This is a genomic window from Acaryochloris thomasi RCC1774 (assembly GCF_003231495.1).
GTDB lineage: Bacteria > Cyanobacteriota > Cyanobacteriia > Thermosynechococcales > Thermosynechococcaceae > RCC1774.
Window position 1 is genome coordinate 34,594 of the sequence record NZ_PQWO01000028.1, and the last position, 16,467, is coordinate 51,060.

The 16,467-nt window shown below is 49.0% G+C and carries 17 protein-coding genes, 1 tRNA gene and 1 pseudogene; 9 read left to right on the top strand and 10 right to left on the bottom strand.

All coding sequences use genetic code 11. From position 1 onward, the window contains the following. Positions 1–787 precede the first annotated feature (787 nt). The 5 genes and pseudogenes from C1752_RS30590 to nrdR all read right to left on the bottom strand — a co-directional run. A pseudogene (locus C1752_RS30590) lies at positions 788–889 on the bottom strand (IS6 family transposase); the annotation flags it as partial. Positions 890–989: 100 nt separating this feature from the next. After that, positions 990–1,256: a hypothetical protein gene (locus C1752_RS24625; RefSeq protein WP_158535190.1), complete on the bottom strand. Its 267-nt coding sequence runs from the start codon at positions 1,254–1,256 to the stop codon at positions 990–992. A 174-nt stretch (positions 1,257–1,430) separates the two neighbouring features. Further along, positions 1,431–2,450, bottom strand: a complete 1,020-nt coding sequence (gene pdxA / locus C1752_RS24630) for a 4-hydroxythreonine-4-phosphate dehydrogenase PdxA (RefSeq protein WP_233501874.1) — start codon at positions 2,448–2,450, stop codon at positions 1,431–1,433. A gap of 22 nt (positions 2,451–2,472) precedes the next feature. Next, positions 2,473–3,432 carry a 30S ribosomal protein S1 gene (locus tag C1752_RS24635; RefSeq protein WP_110988703.1) on the bottom strand — a complete coding sequence of 320 codons (960 nt, stop codon included), beginning with the start codon at positions 3,430–3,432 and terminating at the stop codon, positions 2,473–2,475. 310 nt (positions 3,433–3,742) lie between these two features. Further along, positions 3,743–4,252 carry a transcriptional regulator NrdR gene (gene nrdR / locus C1752_RS24640; protein ID WP_110988704.1) on the bottom strand — a complete coding sequence of 170 codons (510 nt, stop codon included), beginning with the start codon at positions 4,250–4,252 and terminating at the stop codon, positions 3,743–3,745. A gap of 293 nt (positions 4,253–4,545) precedes the next feature. On the opposite strand from nrdR, the gene C1752_RS24645 reads away from it, so the two are divergent. From C1752_RS24645 to C1752_RS28640, 5 genes are all read left to right on the top strand, one after another. Further along, complete coding sequence (locus C1752_RS24645) at positions 4,546–5,856, top strand: PulJ/GspJ family protein (protein ID WP_146242421.1); 1,311 nt, start codon at positions 4,546–4,548, stop codon at positions 5,854–5,856. Between the two features lie 41 nt (positions 5,857–5,897). Further along, positions 5,898–7,784, top strand: coding sequence for a GTPase family protein (locus tag C1752_RS24650; protein WP_110988706.1), 1,887 nt, complete (start codon positions 5,898–5,900; stop codon positions 7,782–7,784). A gap of 29 nt (positions 7,785–7,813) precedes the next feature. After that, positions 7,814–7,887 (top strand) — tRNA-Pro (locus C1752_RS24655). Positions 7,888–8,025: 138 nt separating this feature from the next. Continuing rightward, positions 8,026–8,319 (top strand): Arm DNA-binding domain-containing protein, encoded by a 294-nt coding sequence (locus C1752_RS24660; RefSeq protein ID WP_146242422.1) that lies wholly within the window; start codon positions 8,026–8,028, stop codon positions 8,317–8,319. Between the two features lie 154 nt (positions 8,320–8,473). Continuing rightward, positions 8,474–8,617, top strand: a complete 144-nt coding sequence (locus C1752_RS28640) for a hypothetical protein (protein WP_158535192.1) — start codon at positions 8,474–8,476, stop codon at positions 8,615–8,617. A 188-nt stretch (positions 8,618–8,805) separates the two neighbouring features. Here C1752_RS28640 and C1752_RS24665 read toward each other — a convergent pair whose 3' ends face one another. Then, positions 8,806–9,648: a hypothetical protein gene (locus C1752_RS24665; protein ID WP_110988708.1), complete on the bottom strand. Its 843-nt coding sequence runs from the start codon at positions 9,646–9,648 to the stop codon at positions 8,806–8,808. 270 nt (positions 9,649–9,918) lie between these two features. Between C1752_RS24665 and topA the strand changes: the two genes are divergently transcribed. After that, positions 9,919–12,081 (top strand): type I DNA topoisomerase, encoded by a 2,163-nt coding sequence (gene topA, locus C1752_RS24670; RefSeq protein ID WP_110988709.1) that lies wholly within the window; start codon positions 9,919–9,921, stop codon positions 12,079–12,081. Between the two features lie 302 nt (positions 12,082–12,383). Beyond that, positions 12,384–12,599 carry a Nif11-like leader peptide family natural product precursor gene (locus C1752_RS24680; RefSeq protein ID WP_110988710.1) on the top strand — a complete coding sequence of 72 codons (216 nt, stop codon included), beginning with the start codon at positions 12,384–12,386 and terminating at the stop codon, positions 12,597–12,599. A 231-nt stretch (positions 12,600–12,830) separates the two neighbouring features. Here the strand turns inward: C1752_RS24680 and C1752_RS24685 are convergent, their stop codons facing one another. The 3 genes from C1752_RS24685 to C1752_RS24695 all read right to left on the bottom strand — a co-directional run bounded on the left by C1752_RS24685 (position 12,831) and on the right by C1752_RS24695 (position 14,714). Then, entirely contained in the window at positions 12,831–13,109 is a 279-nt protein-coding gene (locus C1752_RS24685; protein WP_110988711.1) for a hypothetical protein, read from the bottom strand. A gap of 470 nt (positions 13,110–13,579) precedes the next feature. Further along, positions 13,580–13,867, bottom strand: coding sequence for a hypothetical protein (locus C1752_RS28145; protein ID WP_146242423.1), 288 nt, complete (start codon positions 13,865–13,867; stop codon positions 13,580–13,582). 493 nt (positions 13,868–14,360) lie between these two features. Further along, the gene (locus tag C1752_RS24695; protein WP_110988713.1) at positions 14,361–14,714 is read right to left on the bottom strand and encodes an Alr5209 family pentapeptide repeat protein; all 354 of its coding nucleotides are present in this window, start codon (positions 14,712–14,714) and stop codon (positions 14,361–14,363) included. 546 nt (positions 14,715–15,260) lie between these two features. Between C1752_RS24695 and C1752_RS24700 the strand changes: the two genes are divergently transcribed. Continuing rightward, positions 15,261–15,527 carry a phospholipase D-like domain-containing protein gene (locus C1752_RS24700; protein ID WP_233501875.1) on the top strand — a complete coding sequence of 89 codons (267 nt, stop codon included), beginning with the start codon at positions 15,261–15,263 and terminating at the stop codon, positions 15,525–15,527. Positions 15,528–15,601: 74 nt separating this feature from the next. Then, a complete protein-coding gene (locus C1752_RS24705) occupies positions 15,602–15,793 on the top strand; it encodes a hypothetical protein (protein ID WP_110988715.1) in 192 nt (63 codons plus the stop codon). A 38-nt stretch (positions 15,794–15,831) separates the two neighbouring features. Here the strand turns inward: C1752_RS24705 and C1752_RS24710 are convergent, their stop codons facing one another. Continuing rightward, a complete protein-coding gene (locus C1752_RS24710) occupies positions 15,832–16,239 on the bottom strand; it encodes a hypothetical protein (protein ID WP_110988716.1) in 408 nt (135 codons plus the stop codon). Between the last annotated feature and the right edge of the window lie 228 nt (positions 16,240–16,467).

Below are 16,467 nucleotides of genomic sequence, written 5' to 3' on the forward strand. Positions count from 1 at the left end.
GCTTGAAGGCAAGGATGAGCTAGTACGAGAAAGCATGACGCGGCACTATGACTAAGTGATCTGAGAGATCTTCTAGAAGAATTTTGCAGCTTGCGTTATCAGTCTTATGAATCTCAATTGCCCCAACATTGCTGATGAAGAGTATCGCAGTTTTATGGAAAGTTCATGAGGATCTTAGAACGTAGGACCCTATTTCATATACGAGGAGTCACGTTGAACAAGATAGTTTGATTGAAAAGAAATTAGTGTATAGGTTTTAGCGATTTAACACATCGCTGAAATCTTTTTTCTCAAAGTGGTCTTGATAATTATCCGGCAGAAAATTTTCATTTACTTAATTAATATTGGAGAGGCATAAGCAACGTTAGTCTCCGTTGAGCTACAGCAATTTTTTCTTTTTGGGCAGCCTCCTGAGACGTGACCTATCTCAGGAGCCTATTTTTGTTGTCTTTAAACGTCTAACAGGGGATTCGCTGGTTCTGTACGCACTAACTTGGAGGGTTATCTTGAGGATACCCATTTAAATCCGTAATATTACTGAGTTAGTGCTGACCGGTGAACAGTGTGGTTATCTTGCTGATATCTTGTCTAAGGTGCGATCGCACCATCGGCTATCTCTCTCTACCCACAACAAAAAACGGTCAGGTATTCCAGAGGAATTGACGAGGAATTGACACCGAAAAATCAGCCTTCAAAATGTAGGCACTACTTTTGGTTGTAAAACTTCAGTGGGTGAATTAGGCAGCAGCACTCAGACTTGATAGCCCTCGCCAGCTTTCAAATTTCAGATGGCCTCATAGGTCACCTCAACGCCCCGATACAACATCATTTTCTGAGTGTCTCTGAAGCCAAGAGGGAAAGCGCAGTATAGCCAGATGCCATAAGACATAATCTCGGCTGAAAAGCGGTGTTGGTTAAGGGCAATGCTCCTGACCTAAGCATGGCATAGGCTTGAAAGCGGTGCCATATCAGCTAAGTTGTCAGTGCAATTAAGGCTTTTTCTCTAGTGCTTCCAGACGATTACTTATCCCAGCTAACGTCGACTTCAACTCAAGATGATTCTCATTGAGTTGCTGCTCTAATGCCTCAAACCGTGGGTCAACAGTGCGCTCAACAGCAAAACTGAACGTGCTAGCCAGTATCCCCCATGCACCACCAAGGACGGCTAACAGTACTGCGATGCCTGCAGCGTTGGCTTGGGAGTAGCTGATTAGTTTAGCCAGCGGATTTTGAACGTGGTTATTGGCGTCTTGCATCGTTGTGATGGGGATGGATAGCTTTATCTTAGCTTGACAAGGAATCAATGAACGACTCGCAATAGATGCCGCTATTTGTATACCGTCCAAAGTTGAGTTGTCGGTGCTTTTTAGTTTGCTCACCCATAGAGAGATCTAAAACGGTGTCGAAAATATTGACCCACAGAATCAAGGTCAATTCTGTCTATGGGCCGTCAGTTCGATCGCTAACTCGATTGCAGCCCGCATACTCGTTGCATCTGCAATTCCTTGACCTGCGATGTCAAAAGCAGTGCCGTGATCGGGAGAGGTTCTCACAAACGGGAGACCAATGGTCGTGTTAACAGCTCGATCGAAGGCCATCAGCTTCACGGGAATTAAGCCCTGATCGTGATAAAGCGCCAAATAGGCATCATGGGGTGCGTCTATGCCGGGACCATACCAAGCCTGTCCTGGTTTAACCCACATCGTATCCGGCGGGATAGGTCCGTCTAAAGTGATTTGAGGATGTTGCGATCGCATCTCCTCTAGCCAAGGAATGATCCAATCGATTTCTTCGCGTCCTAGCTGTCCCTGTTCGCCGCTGTGGGGATTAAGACCTGCGATCGCAATTCGCGGAGCCGTCAGTCCAAAATTATCCTTCAGACAATTAAGTAATAGATCGAGCTTCAGCGACAGCAGGCCGGGAGTTAACTGCCGAGGCACCTCAGCCAAGGGAATATGAGTGGTCGCCAGCAAAGCCCGCAACTGCCACTGAGTATGGGGAGATCGAGCCACAAACATCATGCCAAAGCGCTCAACCCTCGCACATTCCGCCAGCAATTCCGTCTGACCCGCATAGTGATGCCCCGCCTGCTTCCAGACAGATTTGGCGATCGGCCCCGTGACGACGGCATCAAACTCACCGGCCAAAGTCCGCTCAATCGCAGTCTTCGCATAACAGAAGCTAGCAGCCCCCGTCTCCACAGTAGGCTGCCCCCAATGAGCCGAGATCGACTCTCCAACATCAACGATCATCAAGCGCTCAGGATCAATACAATCCTGAGCGCCTTGATCAATGAGCTGCTGATAGCAGTCCGTTAAAAGACTTCTATGACCAAATATCGTAACGCCACAGTCCAGCGAGCCGTGAGCTAGCGCCTTGAGAATCACCTCAGGACCAATACCTGCCGGATCCCCAAGGGCAATCGCTAATCGTGGGCGCTGTTGAACCACAGCCAACCTGAGCCTAGTAAAGCTAGACGGCTGCAGTCGCCTCTTCTTCAACATCGGCTTCCTGAGGCTGCTCAGCCTGCTGACGCTTCGCTAGCACTTCTTCTCGGTACTTAGCCGCCATTTCCTCAGCCTTATCAAAGACAATCTGAGGATTCTTGACCATATCACCAGGCTCAGGTTCTAGCTGCTTGGTTGACAGCGAGATACGACCGCGCTCAGCGTCAAGGTCAATGATCATCACCTTGAGCTGATCGTTCACACCAAAGACGCTGTGGGGCGTATCAATATGATCGTGAGAAATCTCTGAAATGTGCAGCAGGCCACTAACGCCACCGATGTCAATGAAGGCACCGTAGGGCTTAATGCCGCGCACGGTTCCGACCACAACTTCGCCCACTTCAAGGCGATTCATCTTGCGCTCAACCAAAGCACGACGATGACTGAGAACCAGACGATTGCGCTCTTCGTCAACCTCTAAGAACTTAAGGGGTAAATCTTCGCCAATCAGCTCTTCCTTAGCCGACCGGGTGCTGATATGAGAACCCGGAATAAAACCGCGCAGCCCTTCAATTCGCACCAAGGCTCCCCCTCGATTTGTGGCAAACACAGCCGAACGAACCGTGGCATCCTCTTCCTGCAGTTGGCGAACCCGCTCCCAGGCGCGCATATATTCAATACGTCGAATGGAGAGCGTCAGCTGACCGTCTTCATTCTCATCAGCTAGAATGAAAAACTCCCGCATTTCTAGAGACTGAAGCACCTCTTCCGGGTTTTCAATCCGGTTAATTGACATCTCTTGAATCGGGATATAGGCCGCCGTCTTGGCGCCAATATCAATCAGAGCACCCCTTGGCTCTAGGCTGAATACCGTACCAGGGACCACATCCCCAGTATTGAAGTGGTAATCATATTGATCGAGTAGAGCCGCAAAATCTTCGTGAGTAAAACCCACATCTGGTGCTGAGGTTTGCTGATTGACCATGCTAAAGTTTCCTAGTTGTTTTCTCCGTAGTGGTGACGCCTCCCCATAGAGTAGGTGTGAACCTGAATGTTAGGAGCGTAATTAAGGGCAGTCAGATGAATCTAGATGAATTTCTAGCTACACTGTTGCGCTAAGTCTACTATTTTAGCGCATCTTAGGGCTTCTAAGATCATGAAAAGTGACGACTTACGCCGCAGAGCTTCTTCGCTAAATAACCTCGGGGTGGCGTTCACCAGAGTCTACGCTTTTTTGAGGTTCATTTTTCTAAATGGGTCGGCTAAAGCACGTTTGACACAGGCCAACTGATCTTCTAAGGGTGAGTGATAAAAGCGAAGGGTTCTGGAGCGGAAGCCTTTGCAGCTGCAGGCGCAGGATCTTGAAGCTGATTGAGTTCTTCAATAAAGTCATAAATACCTTGAAACTGTCGATAAACAGAAGCAAATCGCACGTAGGCAACTTCGCTCAGTGCTTTCAAGCTTTTGAGGACGGCTTCCCCAATTTCAGTACTGGTGACATCCCGGACAGAGCGTTGCTGCAGCTCAGCTTCAATATCATCAACCAAGGCTTCAATCCGGGTCGCGGTGATGCCCGTTTTCTCGCAGGCGGTTACAACGCCCCGCAGCAGCTTAGAACGATCAAAGGACTCGCGCTGTCCGTCTCGCTTAATGACGGTAATGGGAACAAATTCAATTCGCTCATAGGTGGTGAACCTGCGATCGCACTGCAGACACTCTCGCCGTCGGCGAACACTGTGACCCGACTCAGCGGAGCGAGATTCCAAGACTCGGCTATCTGTATGCTGACAGAATGGACACTGCACGTGAGCCTATCCTCCAAAAGCCGTGTAGGCACCTACTACCCACTACCTTAGCCTAGTGTGGTCCAGCCTGTCGCTGCCTATCTCAGCAGGAAGTCCTGCAGTAGGCGAAGAGAGTCCGCTATGATTGACTTCAAATAGAGAATATTAAATCTAGTATGGGCGCATCGTGTTCGATGATAGACGAGCTTTATCCCTAGGTTGAATTAGGAATCTCTCTGTCGATATTCCCTGCTAAACAGGGCTGCGGAGATGAGTAATGGGGGTTGATTAGTTTAGATTTTGCGCTAATGGCTATGCTGAGTTCATTAAAGACATTTCCATTGTTTAAGGCTGTCTCCCCCCTATTTTCGCAAGTAAACAACGGGTTTACTCTCACTGAACTTTTGGTTGCGGGAGCCTTAACCACGACAGTTGTCGGCGTCAGCGGTGTGGGGCTTGCTTCTATGCTGAGTTCAAGCTCTGACAGTGGCACCCAAAACGAACGGCGGATTGAGCTAAACCGTTCCCTTGACTTCATTGCTACCGAGGTCAGGCAGGCAGAACGCATCGAACCTGACGCAAACCAGGGCTTGCCTGATGCGCCTGCATTCGATGCCACTGACAAAGTTCCTGTCTTGACCCTCAAGATTCCGGGTGTCAATCAACGAATCATCTATTACCTCGCTGGTGCCGAGGGCATGTGGCGTGGACCTCAAGTCATTTATCGTTGGGGACCCAATTTCAACTCTGACGGTAGCTACGACGATACGATCTCACCTAATGCATGGCAATATGAGCCTTTAATTGATCTGATCTCAGAGGAAACTTCAACGCCCGATTGTCCAATGGACACAACCACTTCACCGCCTATCCGCTGGACCGCTAATCCATCAACAAATGCAACGGGGTTCTATTCGTGCGTGAGTCCCACGGGAAAAGTGGCTAGCATTTTTCATAAGGGTCAACTTAAAAAGGTTTTAGACAATCCTGAAGCCTATGCCTTAGAGACAAAAGTGTTTGCCCGCACACAACCGCCCCTCAATATTATTGGAGGCGGGGGAACAGTATCGGGGGTCTTAAGTAATCGTCGATCCAGAGTGACCATTTCTAACCTGGGAGGCGCTCTTCAGTGCAGCAACGGTAACGATGTCAACGACGGCGTTTCAGGTACGGTTCTATTGAGTTCAAATTCAGCGTCTGGCTCATCAAGTATGTCGCTGCCAGATCCCGGCGGCGACTTGGTAGAGACAGTGGAGCCAAATACAACGTTGGCCTTTTCAGTGCAGGTTAGAAACACAACCTGCATTCGAGATACTACAGTTAGCTCAGAGGCAGATCAACAAAGACAGGTGATCACCCTACGAGACGGTGAAAGCGTGCCTGCGTTTGAGACATATCTAGAGCAAAACGGAATAGCAAGCTTTCTGACAGCTGAGAATCCTAGAACGAGACAGCCTTATCTTGATCCCGATACTCGGAAGATTTCGCTGGCTGCTAACCAGCTCATCTTCTTGTTTGAGCTGGGTGTCGATTTCGACAGCAGTAAACCCCTTGAAGATCAGGAATCGCCCTTCGATATGCAGGATCTGGTGGTCGTTGCCACCATCACGCCTGACGAGGAATAATGGCCTTCGCGGCAAGTTGTTAAGTTAGGGGCTGCAAACAGGTGATTCGTCTCAGAGTTTGGCAGTGGGTTGCGCTAATTTTGCCTTTGGCGCTGGTGATTGGATTCCTGGCGGTAGCAGCGGGCTTACAGATTCACCGCTGGCACCTGAGCTGGATCTGGGCTGTTGTCGTTCTTGTTCTGTTGGTCTGGCGATGGCTGCTGGCGCGGTGGCTGCAAATTCCCCAGTTCGAGACCGCTGACTTCTCTAATTTCACGACGGCAGATCACCAGAGCGAGTCACAAGCAAATCTGAAAGCCAAGGCCGAGCTGGAGGTTCAGCGTGTGTTGACGGCAGCCCGCGATGACATCTTGCCTTGGGAAGATTGGGCAACGTTTTTTGGACGCTGCCAAGACTTAGTCTCGGGAGTGGCCCAAATCTACTATCCAGAGGTTAAGCGCCCTCTGCTGAATATCTACGTGCCGCAGGCCTATGGGCTGCTGCGAGGCACCGTCGATGATGTAGATCTATGGATGCAGAAGCTTGCGCCTACCTTAGGACAGGTTTCAATCGGTCAAGCTTATGAGACGTACGAAACCTATCGACGGCTAGAGCCTGCCGCCCGCAAGGCACTTAAGGTTTTCAACTGGTCTCGCTGGTTATTTAATCCAGCAGCAGCGGCGGCCCGAACAGCCACCCAACCCTATCGAGAACAGGCCAACCAACAGTTACTGGGCAACTTAGGTCAATTACTGCGTGAAACAACGCTTAAGGCTTTAGGAGAGCGGGCCATCGCTCTTTACAGCGGTCAAGCACCTCAACCAATGGTGGTAGAAGAGGTGGCTCCAGAAAAGACGCAAACCCTGCGGTCGCTCTTTGAAGAATCTGAGTCGGTTGACAGTCTAGAACGATCGCCTCTCAACGTACTTTTGGTGGGGCGCACGGGAGCCGGAAAAAGTAGCTTAATTAATACGCTATTCGCAAAAGAGTTAGCGGCAGTAGATGTATTACCCAGCACCGATCGCCTCCAATCCTACGCTTTTGCGACGCCGGAGGGTGACGCACTGACGCTCTGGGATGCACCAGGATATGAGCAGGCAGGTCGAGAAGATTTGCGATCGCACATTCTAGAGAAAGCCACAGAAGCAGACATCCTGCTGCTGTTAACTCCAGCCCCTGACCCAGCCCTAAAAATGGATCGTGACTTCCTGAGTCAAGTGCAAGCGGATGGTCTCCCTATTATTGTTGTGGTCACCCAGGTAGACCGCCTACGCCCCATTCGTGAATGGCAACCTCCCTATGATTGGCAGCAGGGGGAAAAACCTAAAGAACGCGCGATTCGAGATGCAATAGCCTATCGCCAGGAAATGTTAGCAGACTACAGCTCCACGATATTGCCGCTGGTAGCGGATGCCCCCGATCGCTCAATGTGGGGCAAGACAATGCTATCTCAAGCCTTAGTTGAAGCCCTCCCCTCGGCACAGCAGGGCCGATTAGCCAGATTTCTCACAGATCAAGACACCCGGATCCAGGCTGCGGCTAAAATCATCGACCGGTACGCCTTTCAGATGAGTACGACCCAAGGGCTCGCAGCATTGCTAAAAAGTCCGATCCTGGGCTTTATTTCAACCATGATGTCCGGGACTCCAGCGCTCGCCACGGTCTTAGCAACAAACCTACCCATTGAGCAGTCTCCAGTTGTAATGGGCAAGCTCCAGATAGCCTGGGAACTTTACGCTTTGCTAAGTACAGCAGAACAAACCTTTGACTTGCTACAGCTGTGGCCCCTGGTACTTGAAAGATCCTCATCACCCACTCAGGATGCTTGGGCTTTTGGTCAAACCTTAGTGCAGTACTGGCTAGATACGGCCTCAGGGAAAGAAATGCCGCTCTCAATAATGCAGACTCGCTATCAAAGTTATCTGCAGGAAGCAAAGACAAAAATGTAATGCCTTATGCTACGCTTGATAAGCGATCGCGGGGCGTAGCGCAGCTTGGTAGCGCACCACTTTGGGGTAGTGGGGGTCGTGGGTTCAAATCCCGCCGCTCCGATTGGCTAAATAACTTATCACTGGTGAGGCTTAGGGACTTTTATGTCAGTCCTTGAGACCTCTTTTTTTGTGAATATATCCACAGACTTTAGGGACGTTAGGGCTGGCTAAGTAAACTAAGTGGCCGGAAGGTTAGCCCGTGAGGAAGAAAATATCAGTGATTAATGATCGCGGCATGTTGCGGTTAAGGTGGACCCACATCGGGAAGCGCCACAGTATTAGCTTGGGGCTAGAGGATACCCGCTCTAATCGAGCCTATGCAAAAAGCATCGCCCGTCAGATTGATGATGATATCTGTTGTGGGCAGTTTGACCCCAGCAAGAACAAGTACAGACCCCAGGCAATAGGCCAAACAGGCTATCTTGCTCAAGCCTATTCAGCCAGTTCGCTGACCATAAAGAACGAAACTTGGGGGTTTCTATTCGGTCGATAGAAACCCGATATCAGCCCGTGGTGGCAGCTTTGCAGAAGTGGCTTGATGTTCCTGCTCATGCAGTAAATGAAGGCAAGGCGAAAGACTTTGTTTCTATCCAACGGGAGCGGGTGACCACTCACATTGCTAGGGCGAGGGTCTGGCTACTTCAATCATGCGGAAATGGGCGATTGAGGCCGGATTATTGGCCGGACGTAACCCGTGGGTGGGATTAGCAAAAGCCATCAAGCCTGAACTGAGACAGAAGGTGAAGCCCTTTGTCGATAACGAAGATACCAGCGCACAGCCCACAGAATAATGCACAGCGGATATTGTTGATCTTTGAAAGGGCTATCAAGAGGCATAACTAAAAGCTCGAAGTTGCAAAGGTCTCAACCTACCATCTTCAGCTCCGATCCCTGCAACAGAACCAAAGTGACTACCCCGGCTTCGATATGTTGAAAGCCGAGGTAATTCTGAACACCCAGTAATGAACTGCCAGGATGTCTAGTTTTTTCGCCAGATTGCGGCATATTTTGCTTGGCCATTGACCTCATAGCCACTCACGTGGGTCAGCCGATATCCTTGGGAGGTCAATTGATTAAAGGTCAGCTGATACTGAGCTGAACTAAGGCCATGACGAGCTTGCCAAGGAGATGAGCCTCCTTTGACCCACAGTGCGGCATATTTGGCTATGCCGTTGACCTCATAGCCACTGACGGTGCTTAGCCGATAACCCTGAGAGACAAGGCTGTCGAATTTAGCCTGATACTGAGAGGAGGTCATTCCATGACGAGCTTGCCATTGAACATTGCCACCCTTACGCCAGATTGCGGCAAATCGGGCTTTGCCGCCTACGTTATAAGCACTGACGTGGGTCAAGCGATATCCCTTGCCCACTAAGTCATTAAAGGTTTGTTGGTATTGGGAGACGCTCATTCCGTGGCGGGCTTGCCAGGGTGTTGTACCTCCTCGTTTTTGCCAGAGGGCTGCATAGAGTGCTTGGCCGTTGGATTCGTACCCACTGACATCTACGAGCTGATAGCCTTGACCTACATATTGGTCAAACTTCTGTTGGTACTGGGCGGAGGTCATCCCGTGCCGTGCAACCCAGGGGACTGAACGACCTTGGGACCAGATGGCTGCATATTTAGGTTTACCATTGATGCTGTAGCCGCTGACATCTGATAAGCGATAACCTTGACTGACATACTGGTCGAACCGTTGTTGATACTGTGCTGAGGTCATGCCATGTCGGGCAGCCCAGGTCGCGGCTAGAGCGGGACCACACATCAAGGCGATAGCAGTTGTGGCCAGAAGTGGCTTAATTAGTATTGATAGTTTTTTCATGATGTTAGTTCTCATAAATATGTTGTTTGATGATCTACAGCTCAAACAACGCCCCTGTCTTTACACTCTCTAAGTTAAGTGAATGGCTTAGCGCACCTGATGATGTGGGTCACGTCTGACATTGATAGTCATCACTTCGGTTCAATTTGGAGGAATACATATCAACCCAATACATTTGATGAAAGCATCAAGGCCATTGAATGCTGCTTCAGGCTATGGCAAAAGCCAAATACTATTGATTGATGTGGGAATTGATCCTAGACAAAGCTAATGGTCATGAAACTACTGATTGTTGAATCCCCCGGCAAAATTAAAAAGCTCAAGGGTATCCTCGGCAGTGACTGGATAGTGAAGGCCAGCGTGGGTCACATCCGTGAACTAGCAAACGATGGAAAAGACTCCCTCGGCTTTGATCTTGGACTTCATCAAATTGACTGTCGCTATATTCCCCGTAGCCCTCAAGCAAAACAGACGATCTCTGACCTACGGGCTGCGACCAAAAAAGCTAAGCAAGTCTTTCTGGCCACTGACCCCGACCGCGAAGGGGAAACAATCGCTTGGCATCTCCAGGATGCATTGCACCTCAAAAAGGCTCAACGCGTCGTCTATACCGAAATCACAGATCGGGCGGTCAAAGCGGCAGTTTCCAATCCCAGACCGCTCAATCAAGCTCTTGTCGATGCGGGCCGATGTCGCGACTGCCTGGACAAATTGGTTGGCTATCGTGGCTCACCCCTGGTATGGAGCTTGAATAATGGCGCAAAAAGCGTGGGCCGGGTCCAATCTGCCACCCTTCATCTCATCTGCCAGCGAGAGAGAGAAATCCAAGCTTTTACTTCCCAAGATTACTGGTCTGTCTTTGTGGACTACCAGGAAGGCTTTCGAGCCTTTTATCACGGATCTAGTTCACCCTCACATCCAGAACAATCCAGTATTGATGATGCGGGTGCCTCAGTCGCCTCTCCAGAATCAACCCGAGTTTTAAGTGAGGCCGAAGCAGAACGCTTGGTAGGTATAGCTCAGGCAGAGAGTCACACCATTGAACGGATAGAGGGAAAGCTCAGCCCCAAGCAACCCCCAGCTCCGTTTATTACCTCTAGCCTGCAGCAGGCGGCAGGGTCACGTCAGAAATTCAGCCCTGAGCGGACGATGGAAGTGGCGCAAAAGCTCTATGAGAAGGGTCTGATTACTTACATGCGAACTGATTCAGTGCAGCTCAGTCCTGATTTTTGCCAAGCGGCCCGCAGTTGGCTGCAGGCGAATGACTCGAAGAATGTCCCACAGAAGGTGGCAAAACAACGAAGTAAGAAGGGTGCTCAAGAAGCCCATGAAGCAATTCGACCGACTGAGCTGACCAAAAGTTCTGAGGGCCTAAAGCAAGAGCTGCCTGAAGATGAATTTAAGCTGTACGTTCTCATTTGGATGCGGGCGATCTCGTCGCAATGTAAACCGGCTCAGATTCGGAAAACGAAAGTCTTGATCCGTTCCGGTCCAATCCAATGGCAAGCCAAAGGGCAGGTGGTGGAGTTCAAGGGCTACAGCAAATATTGGCAAGACATTAGTGCAGACAAGCAACTCCCTGTTCTCCAGGATGGTCAACAGCTGCGGGTTCAGCAGGTGGGTCATGAGCAGAAGCAAACGCAGCCACCGTCCCGCTTTACGGAACCAAAGCTGGTACAAATCATGGAAAAGAAAGGGATTGGTCGTCCTTCTACCTATGCCACCACGATTAAGACCCTCAAGCTGCGTCAGTATGTGGAGGTGTTGAAGAAGCAGCTGCAGCCGACGATGATGGGGCTAGAGGTGGATGAGTTTATGGGGAAGGCGCTCCCGGAATTGCTCGAAGCTAAGTTCACGGCACAGATGGAGGGGCAGCTTGATTTAATCTCGGAGGGGAAGCAGGACTGGCAGCAGTATCTGATCAGTTGGAATCAGAGCTATTTTGAGCCAGCTTTAGGTAAGGCTGTGAGTACTCTACCTGCACCAAAACCAGGACAATACCCGGAAAGGAAGCTGCAGAAGTCACGGACAAAGTGTCCGCTTTGTAATCAGGCGTTGTCAAAAGTGCCAACGAAGAGCAAGAAGGTGAAGAAGGGATTTTTCCTGAAGTGTCAGCAGGGATGTGAGACCGAACCGGGTAAGGAATTAGTAATGTTCTGGAGTAGCCGGAATAAAGCTTGGCAGCAACCGGGAGGCAGTGGAACCGGAGAGGGACTGAAAGCACCGAAATTAACCGAGTATGTTTGCCCAGCCTGTGACCTAAAGCTAGAGGAATACTTTTATACGAAGGATGGACAGCAAAAGTCATTGCTGCGCTGTTCAAGTGCCGCTACTAGGGAGGATCGAAAGCACAAAGATGTGGTTTACTTTCAATCTAAAGGGGCTTGGTGGTCCCCTAAGTTTGGGGTGTTGGGAGAGGAGGCCGAGCGATGAGGTGCTGGCGAACTCAGAGTCAAGGTACAGATATAAAAGACAATGAGGATCAGGCTTACGACTGATGGAGCTTGAGACGCTATCTATCCCACGCTAATTTAGAGAGCACTGTGTCAACCTATACATGGCAATGGCAGGGTTCAACGTTGCCAGTGAAACCCTTGGCTCTGGTCCATCGGTCCTCCTGCTGCCAGCCTTTAGCGATGATCGATTCCATAATGACAATTGCTGTAGAATTTACTTGAAGCTTGTAAAGGTTTCCCTGTTTCATAGACCAGCCAGCGAGAATAAGAGTTTAGGATATGGCTATAGATCAACTCGAAGCATTTTTAAAGAAAATGCAGTCTGAACCTGCACTTAACAATGAGGTGCAAGCAGCATCAACTGCAGATGATGTTGCGCGAATAGCACTAAAGCTTGGTTTTGAATTTTCAGGTGATGAACTATTGAGAATGTCAGGTATGAAAGTTGGCAGGGTTACTGTTACAAAAATAGATACTCCTGGAGAGTACAACTAAAGGGAGTGTCGCAAAAACTGGGTGAGATCAGCAGTGGCTGAAATCTTGAGAGTCTCTCCCGCCTCTCTTCACTCGATTCACGAACCCTGCTAAACCGTTCAAGTAGCGTCAGCAGCACTCACCAGCGATGGTCTCCGACCAGCTTACCCTCCTGTATTAGTTCGTTCAAATAGGGTATAAAGTGGCAGCAAGAGCATTTCATATCCAAAAGTACTGATCCTTTCTATTGGTCTATAGAAAGCCTATGGTCTGCAGGTTCTGCCTCAGAATTGATGAAGTCTCCCGATACTCTTCGTCTGTACGATAAGAATCTACAATTTGATTTTGAATGTGAGTCGGGTCAGATTTCATTAATTCAGCAAGTAATGCTTCTTCCAGCAATGCCGCGTCATCATAGGGATCTTCATCAATAATTTCATGACGGACCCAGCTTTGTACTTTTCTGATAAGTGAGGAAAGTGCTGTGTCTATTGTAGAAAGTTGACCAATCTGGCTTGGGGAAGAGATCATAGTTTTAACATTTGTAGGTGAGCTAACGATTCTTTCTGCTTAAGGCAAGGATGCCCCGTGCAGTTGATTCGTTAAGTCCTACTCTAGAGGGGTATTTTTAGCCTCCACTGAGAGCAGGATTCGTAATTTGGAATGTCTCTCTCAGGGCCGTCTTAGAAAAATCTGAGCCAGCGAGATGACCAGAGTCTTTCGCCACCATTAATTGATGAAGCAGGGGGTTAATAGGCTGCATGACAGATTTCGCGTGAATACTAGATAGGTTTAGAAAAATCCCGCTTCTGTTAGCATTGGCATCCAGCAGCGGGAAATAGGGTTAGAGAGAACTCGGTTTGTAGGATAGTCAAACAACCATGCGATTAATCAGAGCTGAACGATATCGTTCAGCTCTGACTGCAGAGCAGCGCATCTATCTTATTTCTGCCAGCACTATTGTGGAGTTAGGAAGTATCTATCTACGTGCTGTCAGGGGACTAACGGAAACGGTGAACGTTGTGGAATTTCTTGTGGCCGATGAACTTCTTCTTGCCGTGGAATTTGTCATGACCATGGTGGCCTTTCTTCACTTTCTTGAATTTCTTGTGACCGTGATGACCTTTCTTGAATTTCTTGAACTTAAGGGCCACCAGTTGCGTCTCTGACTGGCTTTCAATGGAATGGTCAAGTGTCTTCGCTTCGGCTGTGCGACCTGTCGTTAAGCCAAGGGTCATCACGACGAGTCCGACAAGAGTGGTATTGATTAGACGGTTTTTGTTGTTCATTATTTGGTTCTCCAACCTCGATGACTTCAATCTACGAGGGTTGTCTGAGAACCAGATGATCCCTTTCGATACGCGCATGACAAACTTGCTGAGGGGTTCGGTCGAGCTTGCTGAGAAAACTGAGAAAGGGAGAACCCTAAGCTGAGACAATCGCTCCCCACACTTCATACCCTCCCCCACACTTCATACCCTCTCTCACCCAAACTACAAAACACACCCTGATCGCAACTCCACTCCCAGGAGCAATGGTCTAAGGCCGGTCGGAGACCATCGCAACTCTGGGCACTCAGAGATCAGCCCTTCTTTCTCTAGACTGTGCCCAACCTCAGCAAAACCGCAGAACTTACAGTGATTACAACTGCCATCACACAGCGGGCGATCTATATTGCAGCTCCTATGACAGTATTGATGCCCCGATAAATGTCAAGGCGCGTTCAAATTCTGTTAGATGCCTGCAATGATTGGAAAAATAGTCGTTGCAGGAGGTTGAATGCTAATTATTTGGGTTAAATCCAGTCGGGAAGTGAGTCGTGTCATCAAAGTCAGCCTCAGCAAGTTCAGCGTCTTCAAGGATTGCACCTCTAAGATCTGTGCCTAGTAAGCTAGTTCCTCTAAGATCAGTCTGGGTTAGGTCAGCTTCGTTTAAGTTTGCATAACTCAAGTCGCTTCCCCTCAGATTGGCACTATTGAGATTGGCTTCACTGAAGTCTGCATAACTGAGATCTGCACCCTTTAAATTCAGGCCACTCAAGTCAGCTTGACTTAAATCAATCTCTCTAAAATCGCGTTTTCCAGCGGCATAGCTTTTAAGGAGTTCATCGACCTGGGAACTGTGACTCGATTCCATATTCTGATTCGTGAGTTGACTTTCTACATTCAAGCCTATGTCACTGAGCTGAGATTGCCAGTAATGGTCAGCGATAGTTATCGGTTCTCAGTGGCATGTTCTAGGCAAGAGACCAGCTTCTAATCACTATCCATACATTTTTCGGAACTATGTTAAGTCTAGGGACTGCTCAAGTGTTGATGGATGACTAAGCATTTGGAGGCAATCGCGATCTAAGATCTCAATCTACATCCCTTTGGTTATAAGTATGCCATCAGTACTGAGACGATAGAAAGCCCGCGAAACGTTTGCTGACATAGTACCTAAGGTTCGGTAGAACAGCCAGCCGTGAGCAGCTTATCCATGCACACCAAACGGCAGAGCAGCACCTGCTGTTCGTGTGTCCCTGGCTGAAGAAGACGGCTATCGATAGTGTGCTCATACACCACCTACAGTCAGCTCTGAAACGAGAGGTTGCGATCGGCATCAGCGGGACGGCTGCGTAATTTGGAGACAGGCGAGTGCAGGGACAGCATCTACTATGACGCACTACTCTTGGTGCAACAATTGGCCAGACAGCACTCAAACCTACGATTGAAGGCGATTGGCACTCATGAGAAGTTCCTGGTTTGCGATCGATCCTTCGCCATGATCGGAACCCACAACTTCCTGACTCCGGATGATGGATCTCAGGAGCGACAGGTGAGCCTACGGACGACTGACCAAAACGCGATCCATCAACGACTGCAGAGCTATGAGGATGCACCTACAATCTCGCCAGTAAAAGCACCACTTCTAAAATTAAAGAACAACCCCACCGAACTATCCGCGTAGTGATTTCACCACTGTTCTCTCATCGATAATTTGTAATGATTGATACCTAATAATTATCTGCAGTTGAGACATCCATGCAAGAACAAGAACAGTACGCCGTTCCCGCCCCTCGGAATGTCGAAGGTATCCAGAAGTCCTACAAAAGTGATGCCCAACGGATGCGGGCCAAGAATGCTCAAGCTAGACTAGCTGCCAAGCAGAGAGCTGAGCGGGACCAAAGGCAGAGGGATGCGATCGCACAGATTCCAGAAGAGCACCGGATCTGATATCGAAAGTCCGAGCTTCAGCAAGTTCACATCAGCTGTCAGAGAGCAGGCAACGTGAGCTGAATTTCTTTTAGCCCTTCAGGGGGCGTTGCGCCTAGCAAGTATTCTCTGGCTTCCTCTGAAACCATAAGGCTACCGTTATAGCTACTGAAGTCTGTACCAAGCTGAAATCCATCCTGAATCAGGCACTGGGCAATAGGCATATAGTTCTGCCGCATGAACTGATCTTCAAGCTCTGACAGATGAGACAAGATTGCATCATTGAAACGCCGATGCAATAGCATACCTAGATCCTCTGATGAATCACACTCTACCCACTGATGAAAACGGGTCTCACCCATAGCTTTGACCTGACGTTCAATCCATCGCAGCAATAAGTCTTTGGGTTCTCCTACCTCCAGTCGATCTAAGATGTTTTGGAGTCGGGCAACTTCAATCGCTCTCATTATGACTATCGAACCTACTAGGGTTGCATAACCAGCTTGGACACTTGGAGTAAGTAAACGATCAAGGTAGTGTCAAGATATATTACAGAACAACAGCTCATTAGGGCGTGTCATCAATTAACTTGACGTATCTACATTAATCTTTCATCTTAAAGACTCTTCTACTGTGAGGAGCTTTGAGATGCCCCGACGATATGCTCTGCGCGATGATCAATGGGAGCAGATAGA